Here is a 14,179-nt window from a genome sequence, read left to right on the forward strand (position 1 = left end):
CGGCCGTTGTGCGAGTAGTGGTACCAGTAGAGCAGCATCGAGCCGAGCGAGGCCATCAGGCGATCGGCGATCGCGCGCGCGCCGGCGATCGAGTGGTCGTCCTTCTCGGGCAGGACTGTGCCGAGCACGGAGACGCCCGTGCGCATGACGTCCATCGGATGGGCGCTTGCCGGCACCCATTCGAGCGCCGCTTTCACGTTCGCGGGCAGCCCGCGCAGCGCTTTGAGCTTCGTCTTGTAGGCGCTGAGCTCGGTGGCCGTCGGCAGCTTTTCGTGCACGAGCAGATAGGCAATCTCCTCGAACTCGCAGGTGGTGGCGATATCGAGGATGTCGTAGCCGCGATAGTGCAGATCGTTGCCCGTGCGCCCGACCGTGCAAAGCGCCGTGTTGCCGGCCGTCACGCCCGAAAGCGCGACGGATTTCTTCGGTTTGAAGCCTGACGGGCTTGGTGTCGTGTTATCGGCTTCACTCATGGTGTTTGACCGTCTCCTCGTACTCGGCTATTCGGACGAGCCCATGCCGAAAAGCGGCGCCGTCTCGGGCGGCAGCGCCTTGCCTGTGGCGCGCGCCCTGCGCAGCACGGACCAGTAGTAGCGATAGCTCGCGCGATCGTGCAGCGTGTCGCCGTGGCGTATCGGACCCCACTGCGCGCCTTGAGCGGCGAGCAGGATAGCGGAAGCCGTCGCGATCGCGTCGTCGCGTGGGGCGAATGCGGCGACGATGACGGGCACCTGAGCGGGATGGATGCTCCACATCCTCGTATAGCCGAATTCATCGCGTGCGCGCGCGGCGTCGTTCGCGACAACTTCCATGTCCCGCACTTCCGTGCTCACGTTGTGCGAAGGAACGCGCCCATGTGCATGAGACGCCGCCGCGATTTCGAGCTTGGCCCGCCGCACGAGCGGATGATCGAACTGGCCCGGCGAGCGCATCGCCGTGTCGGGAATCGCGCCGTCGTGCGCCGAAACGAAATCCATGAGGCCGAACGAAAGTGATTCGACCGTTGGCAGTGCCGCGAGCTGGAATACATTGGCGAGCGCGCCGTGCGTCTCGATCAGCAATTGCAGCGGTATCGGCTTAGCGATGCCGAGCTCGCGCCGCATGCCTTCGATGAACGCGCACATTTCGGCCGCGTCGGCCGTGCGGCGGATCTTCGGCAGCGTAATGTAGGCGGGGGCGCGCTTCGCGGCGCGCAGAATCAGGCGGACGTCGTCGCGCCAATGCGGGTGATCGAAGCCGTGGATGCGCACGCCGACGCGACCGAACCGATCGTGCTCGCCGCCGATCATCGAGGCGACGAGCTCGGCATGCTCTTGCTCGCGGCCGACCTGCGCGCCGTCTTCGCAATCGAGCGTGACGTCGAAGACGGGCCCGAGCTGCGCCTGCAGCGCGAGCGACTTCGACATCAGCTTCTCGCTGCCCGCGTAGTGATCGCAAACGGGCAGAACGGTGGGAGGGGCTTCGCCGTCAAACAGGACTTCGGCGGGAATGAGGGCGCGCATGTTCGGCGTCGACGGGCATGCCGGCCTGGCCGCCGCGCTAGCGCGATGCGACGGCGGCCGGCATACGATGCATCAGCCGAGCAGATGCTGCACGCCGTCACGCTCCTCGAGCAGCTCTTGCAGCGTGAAGTCCATTTTCTCGCGCGAGAAAGCGTCGATTTCAAGCCCCGTCACGCGCTTGTACTCGCCGTTCTCGCAAGTCACCGGCACGCCGTAGACGATATCTTCGGGGATGCCGTACGAACCGTCCGACGGTACGCCCATCGTGACCCACTTGCCGTTCGTGCCGAGCACCCAGTCGCGCACGTGATCGATCGCCGCGTTGGCCGCCGACGCTGCCGACGAGAGGCCGCGCGCCTCGATGATCGCCGCGCCGCGCTTGCCGACCGTCGGAATGAAGACGTTGCGATTCCACTCGTCGTCGTTGATGAGCTTCGTGAGCGACTGGCCTTCGATCGTGGCGAAGCGGAAGTCCGGATACATCGTCGGCGAGTGGTTACCCCAGACGGCAAGCTTCTCGATCGCGGCGACGGGCTTGCCCGACTTGGCCGCAAGCTGCGAGAGTGCGCGGTTGTGGTCGAGGCGCAGCATCGCCGTGAAATTCTTCTTCGGCAAATCGGGTGCCGACTTCATCGCGATATAGGCGTTCGTGTTCGCCGGGTTGCCGACGACGAGCACCTTCACGTCGCGGCTCGCCACTTCATTGAGCGCGCGGCCTTGCACCGTGAAGATTTCGGCGTTGGCCGACAGCAGATCCTTGCGCTCCATGCCCTTCGAACGCGGGCGAGCGCCGACGAGCAGGGCGTAGTCGACGTCCTTGAAGGCGACTTTCGGATCGTCCGTGACGACGACGCCGGAAAGAAGCGGGAATGCGCAATCTTCCAGCTCCATCACGACGCCTTTGACGGCGGCTTGCGCTTGCGGCAGATCGAGCAGTTGCAGGATGACGGGCTGGTCTTTGCCGAGCAGATCGCCGTTGGCGATGCGAAAGAGCAGCGAGTAACCGATTTGACCTGCGGCGCCGGTGACGGCAACGCGCTTTGCGGGCTTAGCCATTGAGAACTCTCCAGGACGATGCGTTGATGCGTTTGGTGCAGTCTTACGCTAGGGGAAACGCCATTTTATGCGCGTTACGCGAAACGTGGGGCCGAAGCGGGACCGGCGGCCACCTCGGCGGAGTGCCGCGAGGACCCGGCTGGCATTGCTTCGCGATGATCTGCATAAATCATGCGAAGCTCGCGCGCCCGCGGGTGCGAGGCCGGCCCGGAACCGTTGCTCGCGACGGAGTTTAGGATCGCGTCCCTACAAAAGTCAACCGTATCTTATGTCTTATATAAGACACAGGAATTGGCCGGGAAAATCTGGACGCGCGAGCCGCGTTTGTGTTGAAATGCGCGCCATGAATGCGAACCAGGCGAGCAACGCGAATCCGAACGGCCAGACCGGCGACGGGACGGCTGGGAGCGCGCCTTCGCCGACGTTCAGCCCGCTTTACCAGCAGATCAAGGGGCTCATCACGCAAAGCCTCGTGTCGGGCGAGTGGAAGCCGGGCGAGATCATACCGAGCGAGCTTGAGCTCGCCGCGCGCTATAAAGTCAGCCAGGGCACGGTCAGAAAGGCGATCGACGAGCTCGCCGCCGAGAACCTGCTCGTGCGCCGTCAGGGGAAAGGCACGTTCGTTGCAACGCACAACGAGGATCGCGCCCAGTTTCGCTTCCTCAGATTGCTGGCCGATGACGGAATCGAGCATCCGCACGTCAGCAAGCTGCTCGAATGCAAGCGGCTGCGCGCGCCGGCCGAGATCGCGCGCCAGCTGGAGCTGAAGCCGGCCGACCCGGTGGTGCAGATCAAGCGGCTCTTGCAGTTCGACGGCGTCACGACCGTCTTCGACGAGATCTGGCTGCCGGGCGCCATATTCCGCGGCCTGACGTTCGAGCGGCTCTCGGAGTACAAGGGGCCGATGTACGCGATGTTCGAAGCGGAGTTCGGCACGCGCATGATTCGCGCGTCCGAGAAGATCCGGGCGATCGCAGCGGAGCCGGCCGTCGCCGAATTGCTCGGCGTGCCCGAGGGATTTCCGTTGTTGTCGGTCGACCGTGTGTCTTACACGTACGGCGATCGGCCCGTCGAAGTGCGCCGCGGTTGGTATGTCACAACCGGGTACTACTATCAGAACGATTTGAGCTGAAAGCCGGCGGGGAGGCGTCCGCGAGCGCCGCGCCGGAATATGACAGAAGCGTTTCTTTTGCTGACTGCGCAACGGTCTTTGCACTTCATTCGCTGCGCTGCGGTATGAAATGGCGCTAAAATCGCGGGTTAGTTGACTACACAGTAGGGGTCTAGCATGGCAGAAGCCGTAAGAAAGCCGAGGCCGGAGTTCCGGAACATCGGATTGGGTGACATCACGATGACGTATCGCCTACCGCTGGCGGCGAAGGTGTCCATCCTCCACCGAGTCAGCGGCGCGCTGCTCTTTCTCTTTCTTCCGTTCCTGCTTTACCTCTTCGATCGAAGCCTCACTTCCGAATTGAGCTTCGAGGTCTTCAAGGCGTTCCTCTCCAACATCGTCGTCAAGCTCATCACGCTCGTGCTCGCGTGGGCTTTCCTTTTCCATTTTTGCGCCGGCATCCGCCACCTCTTGATGGACTTGCACCACTCGGTGACGAAGGAAGGCGGTCGGCAAACGTCGCTCGTCGTCTTCGTCGTGTCCTCGGTGCTGACGATCGCTTTCGCGCTCAAACTGTTCGGAGCTTTCTGACAACATGGCAGCCAACAATCGAATCGGCCCGAAGCGTCTCGTCGTCGGCGCGCATTACGGCTTGCGCGACTGGCTCGCGCAACGTGTCACCGCCACCATCATGGCGATCTACACGATCATTCTGCTCGTCTGGTTTTTCGGCGCGCAGGCATTCTCCTACGAAGGCTGGGCGTCGATCTTCGCCACGCAATGGATGAAGCTCGCGACGTTCGTCACGCTGCTGTCGCTCTTCTATCACGCGTGGGTCGGTGTGCGCGACATCTGGATGGACTATGTGAAGCCCGTCGGTGTGCGCCTCTTCCTGCAAGCGCTGACGATCGCCTGGCTGCTCGCGTGCGCGGGCTACGCCGCACAGATTCTCTGGAGAGTGTAAAAGAATGGCTGCAATCAAGAATTCTCTGCCGCGTCGCCGCTTCGACGTGGTCATCGTCGGCGCGGGCGGCTCGGGAATGCGTGCTTCGCTGCAACTCGCGCGCGCGGGCCTGTCCGTTTGCGTGCTCTCCAAAGTGTTCCCGACGCGCTCGCACACGGTCGCCGCGCAAGGCGGGATCGGCGCTTCGCTCGGCAACATGAGCGAAGACAACTGGCACTACCACTTCTACGACACGATCAAGGGTTCCGACTGGCTCGGCGATCAGGACGCGATTGAATTCATGTGCCGCGAGGCGCCGAACGCCGTCTACGAGCTCGAGCACTTCGGCATGCCGTTCGACCGCAATGCCGACGGTACGATCTATCAGCGCCCGTTCGGCGGCCACACCGCGAACTACGGCGAAAAGCCCGTGCAGCGGGCCTGTGCGGCGGCCGACCGTACCGGTCACGCGCTGCTGCACACGCTCTACCAGCAGAACGTCGCGGCGAAGACGCAATTCTTCGTCGAGTGGATGGCGCTCGACCTGATTCGCGACGCGGACGGCGACGTCCTCGGCGTCACGGCGCTCGAAATGGAGACGGGCGACGTCTACATCCTCGAAGGCAAGACGACGCTCTTCGCCACGGGCGGCGCGGGCCGCATCTTCGCCGCATCGACGAACGCGTTCATCAATACGGGTGACGGCCTCGGCATGGCGGCGCGCGCGGGCATCGCGCTGCAGGACATGGAGTTCTGGCAGTTCCACCCGACGGGCGTGGCGGGTGCGGGCGTGCTGATCACCGAAGGCGTGCGCGGCGAAGGCGGCATTTTGCGCAACGCGAACGGCGAGCGCTTCATGGAGCGTTATGCGCCGACGCTGAAGGACCTCGCGCCGCGCGACTTCGTCTCGCGCTCGATGGACCAGGAAATCAAGGAAGGCCGCGGCGTGGGTCCGAACAAGGACCACGTGCTGCTCGACCTCTCGCATATCGGCGCCGAGACGATCATGAAGCGTCTGCCGTCGATCCGCGAGATCGCGCTGAAGTTCGCCAACGTCGACTGCATCAAGGAGCCGATCCCCGTCGTGCCGACCATCCACTATCAGATGGGCGGCATTCCGACGAACATGCACGGCCAGGTCGTCGGGACGTCGCGCGATCACGAAGAGCCCGTCAACGGCTTTTACGCCGTGGGCGAGTGCTCGTGCGTCTCGGTGCACGGCGCGAACCGCCTCGGCACGAACTCGCTGCTCGACCTCGTGGTCTTCGGCCGCGCGGCCGGCAACCATATCGTCAAGCACGTGAAGGACATCAAGGAGCATAAGCCGCTGCCGGCCGATGCGGCCGATTTGTCGCTCGCGCGCTTGGCGAAGCTCGACAGCTCGAGCTCGGGCGAGTACACGCAGGCAATCGCCGGCGATATCCGCTCCACGATGCAGTCGCACGCCGGTGTATTCCGCACGTCGAAGCTGCTCGCCGAAGGCGTCACGAAGGTGAAGGAGCTCAGCGAGCGCGTCGAGCATGTCCATCTGAAGGACAAGTCGAAGGTGTTCAACACGGCTCGCGTCGAGGCGCTCGAGCTCGCCAACCTGATCGAGGTGGCGCGCGCGACGATAGTCTCGGCCGAAGCGCGCAAGGAAAGCCGCGGCGCGCACGCGCAAAGCGACTACGAACACCGCGACGACGAGAACTGGCTGCGTCACACGCTTTGGTTCAGCGAGGGGGATCGCCTCGATTACAAGCCGGTGCACATGAAGCCGCTGACGGTCGAATCGGTGCCGCCGAAGGCGCGTACTTTCTGAGACGGACGGCATTCCAAGGACAGCAGAAATGGCAAAACGCATTTTCGAAATCTACCGCTACGACCCGGACAAGGACGCGGCGCCGCGCATGCAGACTTACGAGCTCGAAATTGAACACGAGCGTATGCTGCTCGATGCGCTCGTGAAGTTGAAGTCGATCGACGAGACGCTGTCGTTCCGTCGCTCGTGCCGCGAAGGCGTTTGCGGCTCGGACGCGATGAACATCAACGGCAAAAACGGCTTGGCTTGTCTGACGAATCTGAACGAGCTGCCCCAGAAGATCGTGCTGCGTCCGTTGCCGGGCCTGCCCGTCGTACGCGACCTGATCTGCGATTTCACGCAGTTCTTCAATCAGTACCACTCGATCAAGCCGTACCTGATCAACGATGCGCCGCCGCCCGAGAAGGAGCGTCTGCAGTCGCCCGAAGAGCGCGACGAACTCGACGGGCTTTATGAGTGTATCTTGTGTGCAAGCTGCTCGACGTCGTGCCCGAGCTTCTGGTGGAACCCGGACAAGTTCGTCGGACCGGCCGGGCTGTTGCAGGCCTATCGCTTCATTGCGGACAGCCGCGATACCGCGACGGGCGAACGTCTCGACAACCTTGAAGACCCGTATCGTCTCTTCCGTTGCCATACGATCATGAACTGCGTCGACGTGTGCCCGAAGGGGCTCAATCCGACGAAGGCGATCGGCAAGATCAAGGAACTGATGGTACGCCGTACCGTTTGACGCTTTAGACGTATGGAAACCTCGCATCAGTCCGATCCGCTGCGCCGCGCGCGTCTGCGCTGGCGCGCGCGGCGCGGCTTGCTGGAAAACGACCTCATCTTCGAGCGTTTTTTCAGCCGTTACGAGGATAGCCTCAGCGATGACGACGTGGGGGCGCTCACGCGCCTCTTCGAGCTGAGCGATAACGACCTGATGGACTTGCTTCTCGCTCGCAAGGAACCGGAAGGCGAGCTTTCCGACCCGGCCATTGTCCGGGTGCTGGGGCTGTTGCGCGCCGTTTGAGCGGCGCATCTCGGGCGCCGCGCGCGCATGACACGGAAACCCGTTCCAACTTCGATTGAGGATGCTATGACTCCGTCAGATGTTAAAGCCACGCTGTCCTTCAGCGACAACTCGCCGAGCGTCGAACTGCCGATCTACAAGGGCACGATGGGCCCGGACGTGATCGACATCCGCAAGCTCTACGGGCAGACGGGCAAATTCACGTACGACCCCGGCTTCATGTCGACCGCGTCGTGCAATTCCGCGATCACCTACATCGACGGTGACAAGGGCGAGCTGCTCTACCGCGGCTATCCGATCGACGAACTCGCCAAGGTCGCGGATTTCCCCGAGACCTGCTACTTGCTGCTGAAGGGCGACCTGCCGAACGAGGCGCAGAAGAAGGAGTTCGTGGATACGGTCACGCGTCACACGATGGTGCACGAGCAGATGCAGTACTTCTTCCGCGGCTTCCGTCGCGATTCGCACCCGATGGCGACGCTCGTCGGCACCGTTGGGGCGCTGTCGGCGTTCTACCACGATTCGCTCGACATCACCGATCCGCGTCACCGCGACATCTCGGCGATTCGCATGATCGCGAAGCTGCCGACGCTCGTGGCGATGGCGTACAAGTACAGCATCGGTCAGCCGTTCGTCTATCCGAAGAACGACCTTTCGTACACCGCGAACTTCATGCGGATGATGTTCTCGAACCCGTGCGAGGATTATCACGTCAACGACGTGCTCGTGCGCGCGCTCGATCGCATCCTGATCCTGCACGCCGATCATGAGCAGAACGCGTCGACCTCGACCGTGCGTCTCGCCGGCTCGTCGGGTGCGAATCCGTTTGCCTGTATCGCGGCCGGCATCGCGTGTCTGTGGGGCCCTGCGCATGGCGGCGCGAACGAAGCGGCGCTCAACATGCTCGAGCAGATCGGCTCGCCGGACAACATCAGCTCGTTCATCAAGCAGGTCAAGGACAAGAACTCGGGCGTGAAGCTGATGGGCTTCGGCCACCGCGTCTACAAGAACTACGATCCGCGCGCGAAGCTCATGCGCGAAACATGCCACGAAGTGCTCGAGGAGCTCGGCCTGCACGACGATCCGCTCTTCGCGCTCGCCATGCAGCTCGAGAAGATCGCGCTCGAAGACGAATACTTCGTATCACGCAAGCTCTACCCGAACGTCGACTTCTACTCGGGCATCGTGCAACGCGCGCTCGGCATTCCGACGTCGATGTTCACCTGCATCTTCGCGATGGCGCGCACGGTCGGCTGGATCGCGCAATGGAACGAGATGATCGCTGACGACGAGCAAAAGATCGGTCGTCCGCGTCAGCTCTTCGTCGGCCACACGGCTCGCGAGGCGAAGCCGATCTCGCAGCGTTGATCGGAATGGTCGGTTCGTAGCCGCCGCGTGCTTCGGCGGTGGCGGCGACGGATTGAAGCACATTGCGCCCCGGCGGGTACAACCGTCGGGGCGCATTGTTTATCGGGACGTCGTTCCGAGCATGGACCGGAGCGCGATGCGCGTCGCAATGTCCGGCGCGAGCAGAGAGAACGGCGGCGCGAGCATATGCATGACGTGGAGCAGTCGCCGGTAAACGTCGCCGCGTTCGGCAGCGAGCGCGACGACGTGATCCATATAGCGCTGCATGACACGCATGTGCCAGGCGCGCTTCGGTCCCTGCGTTTTGTCGTATCGGTAGTCGACGCCGGTCGAAAGCGTCCACGCGGCGCGACGCGCGGCGGCCACCTCGCGTTGAAACGCATGCCCGATCGCGTGCTTGCCCGCGGCCTCCCTCAGATGCGTGTCGAGCAATTGTGCGTCGATCGCCGCGATGGTCATGCCTTGACCATAGACGGGATTGAATCCACAGACCGCGTCGCCGACGACGGCGATTCCTTCGGGCCAGCGTGCGACGCGCTCGTAGTGGCGTAGCCGGTTTTCCATGCGCCGATAGTGATGCACGGCGCTGAGCGGCTCGGCGGCAACGATCGATTCGTAGAGCGCTTGCGAGCGGAGGCTGCGCGCGAACTCGAGAAAGCCCGCATCGTCGGCGGGCGGGTAGTCCCTCGAGGCGCCTGTCAGCGTGACGATCCAGCGCTTGCCTTCCATGGGAAAGATCGTGCCGCTGCGCAGGCAGAGCGGCGGTCGGCTGTGAACGACGAGCGCTTTCCAAGCCGCATCCGCGCGCTTCGACGGAATGCGATAAATGCGGCTTGCATAGCCGACGAATGCATTGACGACGGTTTCTTGCGGCGTCTCGCAGCCGAGATCGCGCAGCCAGACGGGCATATGCGACGATCGTCCGCTGGCGTCGACGACGAGTGCCGCATCGATTCGGGCGAGGCTCGAAGCGGGCGGCTTTGTAGCTGAAGAAGTAGTGCGCGATATAGACCAGCCGCGACATTGCAGCGCCGTCCGCCTTCACCCACGTGGACGGATCGAGCTTGGGATTGCGGTAATGCTGATGATGGCCGTGAAAACGGGTTTGGCATAGATGAGCGCCGCGACCACGGCGTAGGTCGACACGACCTGCAGCGCGCATTGAAGTAGAAGATGACGGTGTTTCAGCCCGATCCGGATGACGTGATAGTCTACTGATGTTCCTTCAAACGGGCATGTACACGACGAAATTCGCGCTTCATCACAAAAATCGCGCTATGACGCAAGCGCGAAAGGATGGCCGGCGATGAAAAGCTCCACTCGGCATCCATCGTTCCGAGCGATCGTCCGTCCTGCAGCCATTGACTTTTGCACGCGAGACCGTTGAGGCGCCGATGCCGGTAGGCCTTCTCGGTAATCGTCATTTGAACGGCCACGGGGCTCGTCAGCTCCGCGAAGTTCGTGAAGCGCACTTCGAGCCAATTCAATACGAAGCTGAGGTCGAACGAGACGTCATAGAAAAGATGCGAAATCGCGGTCCCGACTTGGCGCGTGCCTTCGATCAGCATGAGCCCGGGCACATGGTCGAGCGGGTGCTCGAAGAAAAACGGATGACGGCTGTCGATGACGAGCGGTGCCAGGAAGCGGTCGAAGCCGTCGTCGGTTCGCGGCAAGGCCTCGATGTGCTCGACGAAGACATGTGCCAGTTCGGCTTTGTGCACGAGCTTGCGATGAATGTGCTTGCGGTTGTCTGCGTCGAATTCGCTTCCGAATTCGAGCGATCGCTCGAGACTGCTCATGGTGTTTCCTCTTACTTCGTCTGAGGATGGGGGCGAGAAGACGCCGACGTGTTCGTTCTAATGTGAGGCGATGTCTTCAATGGGGTGCTCGCCCGGCGACGTAGATCGACGCTGACGGCGGGGACTTGCGTCGACGATCTGCGCGGCGGTTTCGCGGGCCGCGCGCAGGCACGCTTCGATGGATGCGCCCCGCACGTAATCTCCCGTGAGGTGAAGGCCTCCTATAGAGTGCGGTACCGCATCGATTGCTTCGAGCACGCGTTCGTGATGCGGCGCATAGGCGGTCAGCCCCGGGTCGAAAGTGCGGGCGACGAATGCGCGGCGTTCATTTCGCCTGACGCCGATGTGACGATTGAGAATGTTTTCAGCGGTATCGAGCAGTGCTTCGGCGGTTACCCGTTGCTCGATCAGCGGCCGCGCCGCGCGGCCGCTGAAGGTATAGCGCACGATGTGACGATCGTCGATGCCGTAGGCGCCGGCGTTGCTGAGCGGTTGTTCGGGCCCGAACGTCAATGCACGCACCGTCTCCGAGAAAATTTCCCGCTTGTACTCGGCGACGACTACCGCGACCGGAAAATAACGCACCTGATCGAGCAGCGCGGCGGTCTTCGGTAATGCGTCGCGAATTAGACACGCTGACACGCTGGCCGGCGTGGCGAGCACGACGGCGTCGTAGTGGCGCGTGCTCGTTTTGCCGTCGGAATCAGTCACGCACAAGCCCGCGATGCGACCGTTGCGGACGATCAATGCATCGACGCGCGAGGAGAGCCGCACCGGCATCGTTCGCGCGAAATCGCTCAGTAGCGCCGCCATGCCGCCGCGAAGCTGATCGTAGCTGTCGAGCCACATCCCGAGATTCGTGCCGATATTGCCCGCATAGACCTCGTCGGGCTCCGCGCCGTTCATTCGAACCCACATGGGGCGCAGCACCGCGTTGCGGAAATGTGGGCTGAACCGCGGGCCGAGCGGAGCATCGTCGAGGCGCCGCGCGAGCGAATTGAAAAACGCGGAGCCGAGGTATCGGTTTCGATCTCGGAGCAGGACGCGCGCGCACAGATGTGCGAACCGGAGAACGTCGGCCTTTGGGCAATCCCGAAAAAAATCGATGGTCGAGCGCCAGCGGCGCGAGCTGTCGAGTGTGACGATACGGCCTTCACGCACGCGCGAGGTGTTGATGCCGAACGGTTCGTAATCGCAATGGCCGAGAGATGCGGCGAACGCCCGAAACACGGCGTACTTGTGCCCGATGTTCTTGCCGCCGAGATCGATGGTTCGATTCCCGAGCCTCGCCGATCCGACGCGGCCGCCCAGCGAGTCGTCTTGCTCGAGGATTTCGACGTCGAAATGGCGCAAGCGCAGAAAATGCGCGGCGGCGATGCCCGAAATGCCACCACCGACCACTGCGCAACGTGGGTGCCGCTCGATCTCTGTCATGGCTGGCGCTCCTTGCGCACCTCGACCCGTCGATCGAGCCGTGCTCTGTGCGTTGATTGTTCATACGATAGGTCGCCCCAAACCGCTTTAAAACCTGTCGCTTTTGCTAGGCAATTCCCAAATAGTGGCGAAACCGTCTCGGAGCGAGCCTGGCTTGCCTTCGCCGAACGAAACGCTCAAGCTGATTGGAATCCGACTTCCTCCTCCGTTGCCTGGATGTGCCGATGTCGATCCCGCCACGCTGCGTGACTGTTCTTTCGAGCAAGCGGTTGCTTGCCGTGGGGCTGCTATGGTGTGCCGCGTTGAGCGCCGCGCAGCCGGCCTCGTCCATCGGCTCATCCGCGGCTCGCGCGCAGCCGTTGAGCGTGACTGAAATTGCGCCGGGCCTCTTCGCCCATCGCGGCCACGACGACGTTGCGACGCGTCAGAACGGCGGCGACATTGCCAACATCGGCTTCGTGATCGGTGCGCGATGCGTCGCGGTGATCGATACGGGCGGCACGCTCGCCGAGGGGCGCGCCTTGCGTGCCGCGATTCGTGCCGTTACGCCGTTGCCGATTTGCTATGTGATCAATACCCATATGCATCCGGATCACATCTTCGGCAACGCGGCGTTCGTCGACGATCATCCGCAATTCGTCGGCAGCGCCAAACTGCCTGAAGCGGAGCTTTCTCATTCGGAAAGTTACCTGCGCGTGCTGACGAGAGAGCTCGGCGACGTCGCCGCCGGCAGCCGCGTCATTCCTCCGACGTTGCTCGTTCACGGCACGCTCGACCTGGACCTCGGTTCACGCGTGTTGACGTTGCGCACCTGGAAAACGGCACATACGAACAACGACCTGACGGTCTACGATGTAAACACGGGTACCTTGTGGCTTGCCGACCTCCTGTTCGCCGGCTGCCTCCCGGTCATCGACGGCAGCGTACTCGGCTGGATCGACGACCTCGCGACGATCCGGGCGCTGCCGGGCGTGCGGCGCGCGGTGCCGGGGCACGGCCCGCTTCGCGTGCCGTGGCCGAGGACGCTCGATAAAGAGAATGCCTACCTGACTCGACTGGCGCATGATGTACGTGCGGCTATTCGCGCGGGGAAAACGATGCAGCAGGCGGTGGACACGATCGGTCTCGACGAACGCAGCCGATGGCGGCTCTTCGACGTCTACCAGCGCCGTAACGTGACGGCGGCCTATGCTGAGCTCGAGTGGGAGCCGTAGCGCCGGACGATGCGCGCGGATGTCACTCGATGGAGGGAAGGGTCATGAACGACCTCAATCCGATGAAATTCCAGACGATTCGTATGGCGACATGGGTCGCTATCGCGCTCGTCGGCGTGCTCACCGGGGCGAACCTGGCCCGAGCGGCGATGGCTTCCCCGGACGACGATCCGAACAAGGTCGAGCGCTGGACCGATTTCCGCGCCGGACTCTTCCAGAACCGACCGATCGAAGCGCACGGCGACGCAGTGATCAAGCTGGATGCGCCCGCTCGAGCGGCCGATGCGGCCATCGTTCCTATTTCCATTACCGCGCAGTTCCCGCAAACGCCGACGCACTACATCCGCAAGATTTATCTCTTCATCGACCAGAATCCCGAGCCGTACGCCGGCTGGTTCGAGTTCACGCCCGACTCGGGGCGCGCGAGCATCGAAACGCGCGTTCGGGTCGAGGACTACACGTTCATGCGCGTCATCGCGGAAACGAACGACGGCCGCCTCTACAGCGCGGTGCGTTTCATCAAGGCGTCGGGCGGCTGCTCCGCGCCGGCCGGCAAAGACGACGAAGCGGCTGCCGCCAACGCGGGCAAGATGCGCCTTGCCACCGTAGGCCAAGCGCAGTCGGGCGGACCGCAGCTCGCGCAATTGATGATCAGCCATCCGAACCGCACCGGCATGGCGATGAACCAGATCACGCGGAGGTATGCGTCGGCGTACTTCGTTCGCAAGGTCGAGGTGACCTACGCTGGCAAGCCGGTAATGACGGCGAACGTCAACTTCACTATCAGCGAGAATCCGAACTTCCGGTTCTTCTTCATGCCGCGCGGCAGCGGCGAGCTCAAGGCGACCGTGGAGGATTCGCAGAACCACCTCTTCGAAAGTGCGATCAGCGTTCCCGGGCAAGGGGCGACGATATCGCAGGCGCCCGCGCCGAAGTGAT

At 63.0% G+C, this 14,179-nt stretch carries 15 protein-coding genes; 9 read left to right on the forward strand and 6 right to left on the reverse strand.

The genetic code is table 11. The features are described from left to right. The 3 genes from B0G57_RS21775 to B0G57_RS21785 all read right to left on the reverse strand — a co-directional run. Window positions 1-473 (reverse strand): citrate/2-methylcitrate synthase (locus B0G57_RS21775; protein WP_332888233.1); only part of this gene is annotated, 473 nt, incomplete at its 3' end. Between the two features lie 27 nt (window positions 474-500). After that, a complete protein-coding gene (locus B0G57_RS21780; RefSeq protein WP_018439834.1) occupies window positions 501-1,502 on the reverse strand; it encodes an HpcH/HpaI aldolase/citrate lyase family protein in 1,002 nt (333 codons plus the stop codon). A 72-nt stretch (window positions 1,503-1,574) separates the two neighbouring features. Continuing rightward, a complete protein-coding gene (locus B0G57_RS21785; RefSeq protein WP_018439833.1) occupies window positions 1,575-2,558 on the reverse strand; it encodes a malate dehydrogenase in 984 nt (327 codons plus the stop codon). Between the two features lie 334 nt (window positions 2,559-2,892). Between B0G57_RS21785 and B0G57_RS21790 the strand changes: the two genes are divergently transcribed. The 7 genes from B0G57_RS21790 (at window position 2,893) to gltA (ending at window position 8,793) form a co-directional block, all read left to right on the forward strand. After that, complete coding sequence (locus B0G57_RS21790; protein WP_018439832.1) at window positions 2,893-3,690, forward strand: GntR family transcriptional regulator; 798 nt, start codon at window positions 2,893-2,895, stop codon at window positions 3,688-3,690. Window positions 3,691-3,846: 156 nt separating this feature from the next. Next, complete coding sequence (gene sdhC / locus B0G57_RS21795) at window positions 3,847-4,260, forward strand: succinate dehydrogenase, cytochrome b556 subunit (protein ID WP_018439831.1); 414 nt, start codon at window positions 3,847-3,849, stop codon at window positions 4,258-4,260. Between the two features lie 4 nt (window positions 4,261-4,264). Further along, window positions 4,265-4,633 carry a succinate dehydrogenase, hydrophobic membrane anchor protein gene (sdhD, locus tag B0G57_RS21800; protein ID WP_018439830.1) on the forward strand — a complete coding sequence of 123 codons (369 nt, stop codon included), beginning with the start codon at window positions 4,265-4,267 and terminating at the stop codon, window positions 4,631-4,633. 4 nt (window positions 4,634-4,637) lie between these two features. Then, window positions 4,638-6,413, forward strand: a complete 1,776-nt coding sequence (gene sdhA, locus B0G57_RS21805) for a succinate dehydrogenase flavoprotein subunit (protein WP_018439829.1) — start codon at window positions 4,638-4,640, stop codon at window positions 6,411-6,413. A gap of 28 nt (window positions 6,414-6,441) precedes the next feature. Further along, a complete protein-coding gene (locus B0G57_RS21810) occupies window positions 6,442-7,143 on the forward strand; it encodes a succinate dehydrogenase iron-sulfur subunit (protein ID WP_018439828.1) in 702 nt (233 codons plus the stop codon). A 12-nt stretch (window positions 7,144-7,155) separates the two neighbouring features. Beyond that, window positions 7,156-7,425 (forward strand): FAD assembly factor SdhE, encoded by a 270-nt coding sequence (locus B0G57_RS21815; RefSeq protein ID WP_018439827.1) that lies wholly within the window; start codon window positions 7,156-7,158, stop codon window positions 7,423-7,425. Window positions 7,426-7,491: 66 nt separating this feature from the next. Then, the gene (gene gltA, locus B0G57_RS21820) at window positions 7,492-8,793 is read left to right on the forward strand and encodes a citrate synthase (protein WP_018439826.1); all 1,302 of its coding nucleotides are present in this window, start codon (window positions 7,492-7,494) and stop codon (window positions 8,791-8,793) included. Window positions 8,794-8,892: 99 nt separating this feature from the next. On the opposite strand, the gene B0G57_RS21825 is transcribed toward gltA, so the two are convergent. From B0G57_RS21825 to B0G57_RS21835, 3 genes are all read right to left on the reverse strand, one after another. Further along, window positions 8,893-9,702, reverse strand: coding sequence for a hypothetical protein (locus B0G57_RS21825; RefSeq protein ID WP_018439825.1), 810 nt, complete (start codon window positions 9,700-9,702; stop codon window positions 8,893-8,895). 302 nt (window positions 9,703-10,004) lie between these two features. Then, complete coding sequence (locus tag B0G57_RS21830) at window positions 10,005-10,592, reverse strand: AfsA-related hotdog domain-containing protein (RefSeq protein WP_018439824.1); 588 nt, start codon at window positions 10,590-10,592, stop codon at window positions 10,005-10,007. Between the two features lie 57 nt (window positions 10,593-10,649). Further along, a complete protein-coding gene (locus B0G57_RS21835) occupies window positions 10,650-12,026 on the reverse strand; it encodes a protoporphyrinogen/coproporphyrinogen oxidase (RefSeq protein ID WP_035468401.1) in 1,377 nt (458 codons plus the stop codon). 224 nt (window positions 12,027-12,250) lie between these two features. On the opposite strand from B0G57_RS21835, the gene B0G57_RS21840 reads away from it, so the two are divergent. Both B0G57_RS21840 and B0G57_RS21845 read left to right on the forward strand, forming a co-directional pair. Then, window positions 12,251-13,240: a quinoprotein relay system zinc metallohydrolase 2 gene (locus B0G57_RS21840; RefSeq protein WP_018439822.1), complete on the forward strand. Its 990-nt coding sequence runs from the start codon at window positions 12,251-12,253 to the stop codon at window positions 13,238-13,240. Between the two features lie 44 nt (window positions 13,241-13,284). Continuing rightward, complete coding sequence (locus B0G57_RS21845) at window positions 13,285-14,178, forward strand: quinoprotein dehydrogenase-associated SoxYZ-like carrier (protein ID WP_018439821.1); 894 nt, start codon at window positions 13,285-13,287, stop codon at window positions 14,176-14,178. The last annotated feature ends 1 nt before the right edge of the window (window position 14,179 follow it).

This window comes from Trinickia symbiotica (assembly GCF_002934455.1).
GTDB classification, from domain to species: Bacteria; Pseudomonadota; Gammaproteobacteria; order Burkholderiales; family Burkholderiaceae; genus Trinickia; species Trinickia symbiotica.

What these genes read in the sequence shown, in the direction of transcription:
- B0G57_RS21780 (WP_018439834.1), bottom strand. Translation starts at nt 1,502, where the DNA reads ATGCGCGCCCTCATTCCCGCCGAAGTCCTGTTTGACGGCGAAGCCCCT.
- B0G57_RS21785 (WP_018439833.1), bottom strand. Translation starts at nt 2,558, where the DNA reads ATGGCTAAGCCCGCAAAGCGCGTTGCCGTCACCGGCGCCGCAGGTCAA.
- B0G57_RS21790 (WP_018439832.1), top strand. Translation starts at nt 2,893, where the DNA reads ATGCGCGCCATGAATGCGAACCAGGCGAGCAACGCGAATCCGAACGGC.
- sdhC (WP_018439831.1), top strand. Translation starts at nt 3,847, where the DNA reads ATGGCAGAAGCCGTAAGAAAGCCGAGGCCGGAGTTCCGGAACATCGGA.
- sdhD (WP_018439830.1), top strand. Translation starts at nt 4,265, where the DNA reads ATGGCAGCCAACAATCGAATCGGCCCGAAGCGTCTCGTCGTCGGCGCG.
- sdhA (WP_018439829.1), top strand. Translation starts at nt 4,638, where the DNA reads ATGGCTGCAATCAAGAATTCTCTGCCGCGTCGCCGCTTCGACGTGGTC.
- B0G57_RS21810 (WP_018439828.1), top strand. Translation starts at nt 6,442, where the DNA reads ATGGCAAAACGCATTTTCGAAATCTACCGCTACGACCCGGACAAGGAC.
- B0G57_RS21815 (WP_018439827.1), top strand. Translation starts at nt 7,156, where the DNA reads ATGGAAACCTCGCATCAGTCCGATCCGCTGCGCCGCGCGCGTCTGCGC.
- gltA (WP_018439826.1), top strand. Translation starts at nt 7,492, where the DNA reads ATGACTCCGTCAGATGTTAAAGCCACGCTGTCCTTCAGCGACAACTCG.
- B0G57_RS21825 (WP_018439825.1), bottom strand. Translation starts at nt 9,702, where the DNA reads ATGCCCGTCTGGCTGCGCGATCTCGGCTGCGAGACGCCGCAAGAAACC.
- B0G57_RS21830 (WP_018439824.1), bottom strand. Translation starts at nt 10,592, where the DNA reads ATGAGCAGTCTCGAGCGATCGCTCGAATTCGGAAGCGAATTCGACGCA.
- B0G57_RS21835 (WP_035468401.1), bottom strand. Translation starts at nt 12,026, where the DNA reads ATGACAGAGATCGAGCGGCACCCACGTTGCGCAGTGGTCGGTGGTGGC.
- B0G57_RS21840 (WP_018439822.1), top strand. Translation starts at nt 12,251, where the DNA reads ATGTCGATCCCGCCACGCTGCGTGACTGTTCTTTCGAGCAAGCGGTTG.
- B0G57_RS21845 (WP_018439821.1), top strand. Translation starts at nt 13,285, where the DNA reads ATGAACGACCTCAATCCGATGAAATTCCAGACGATTCGTATGGCGACA.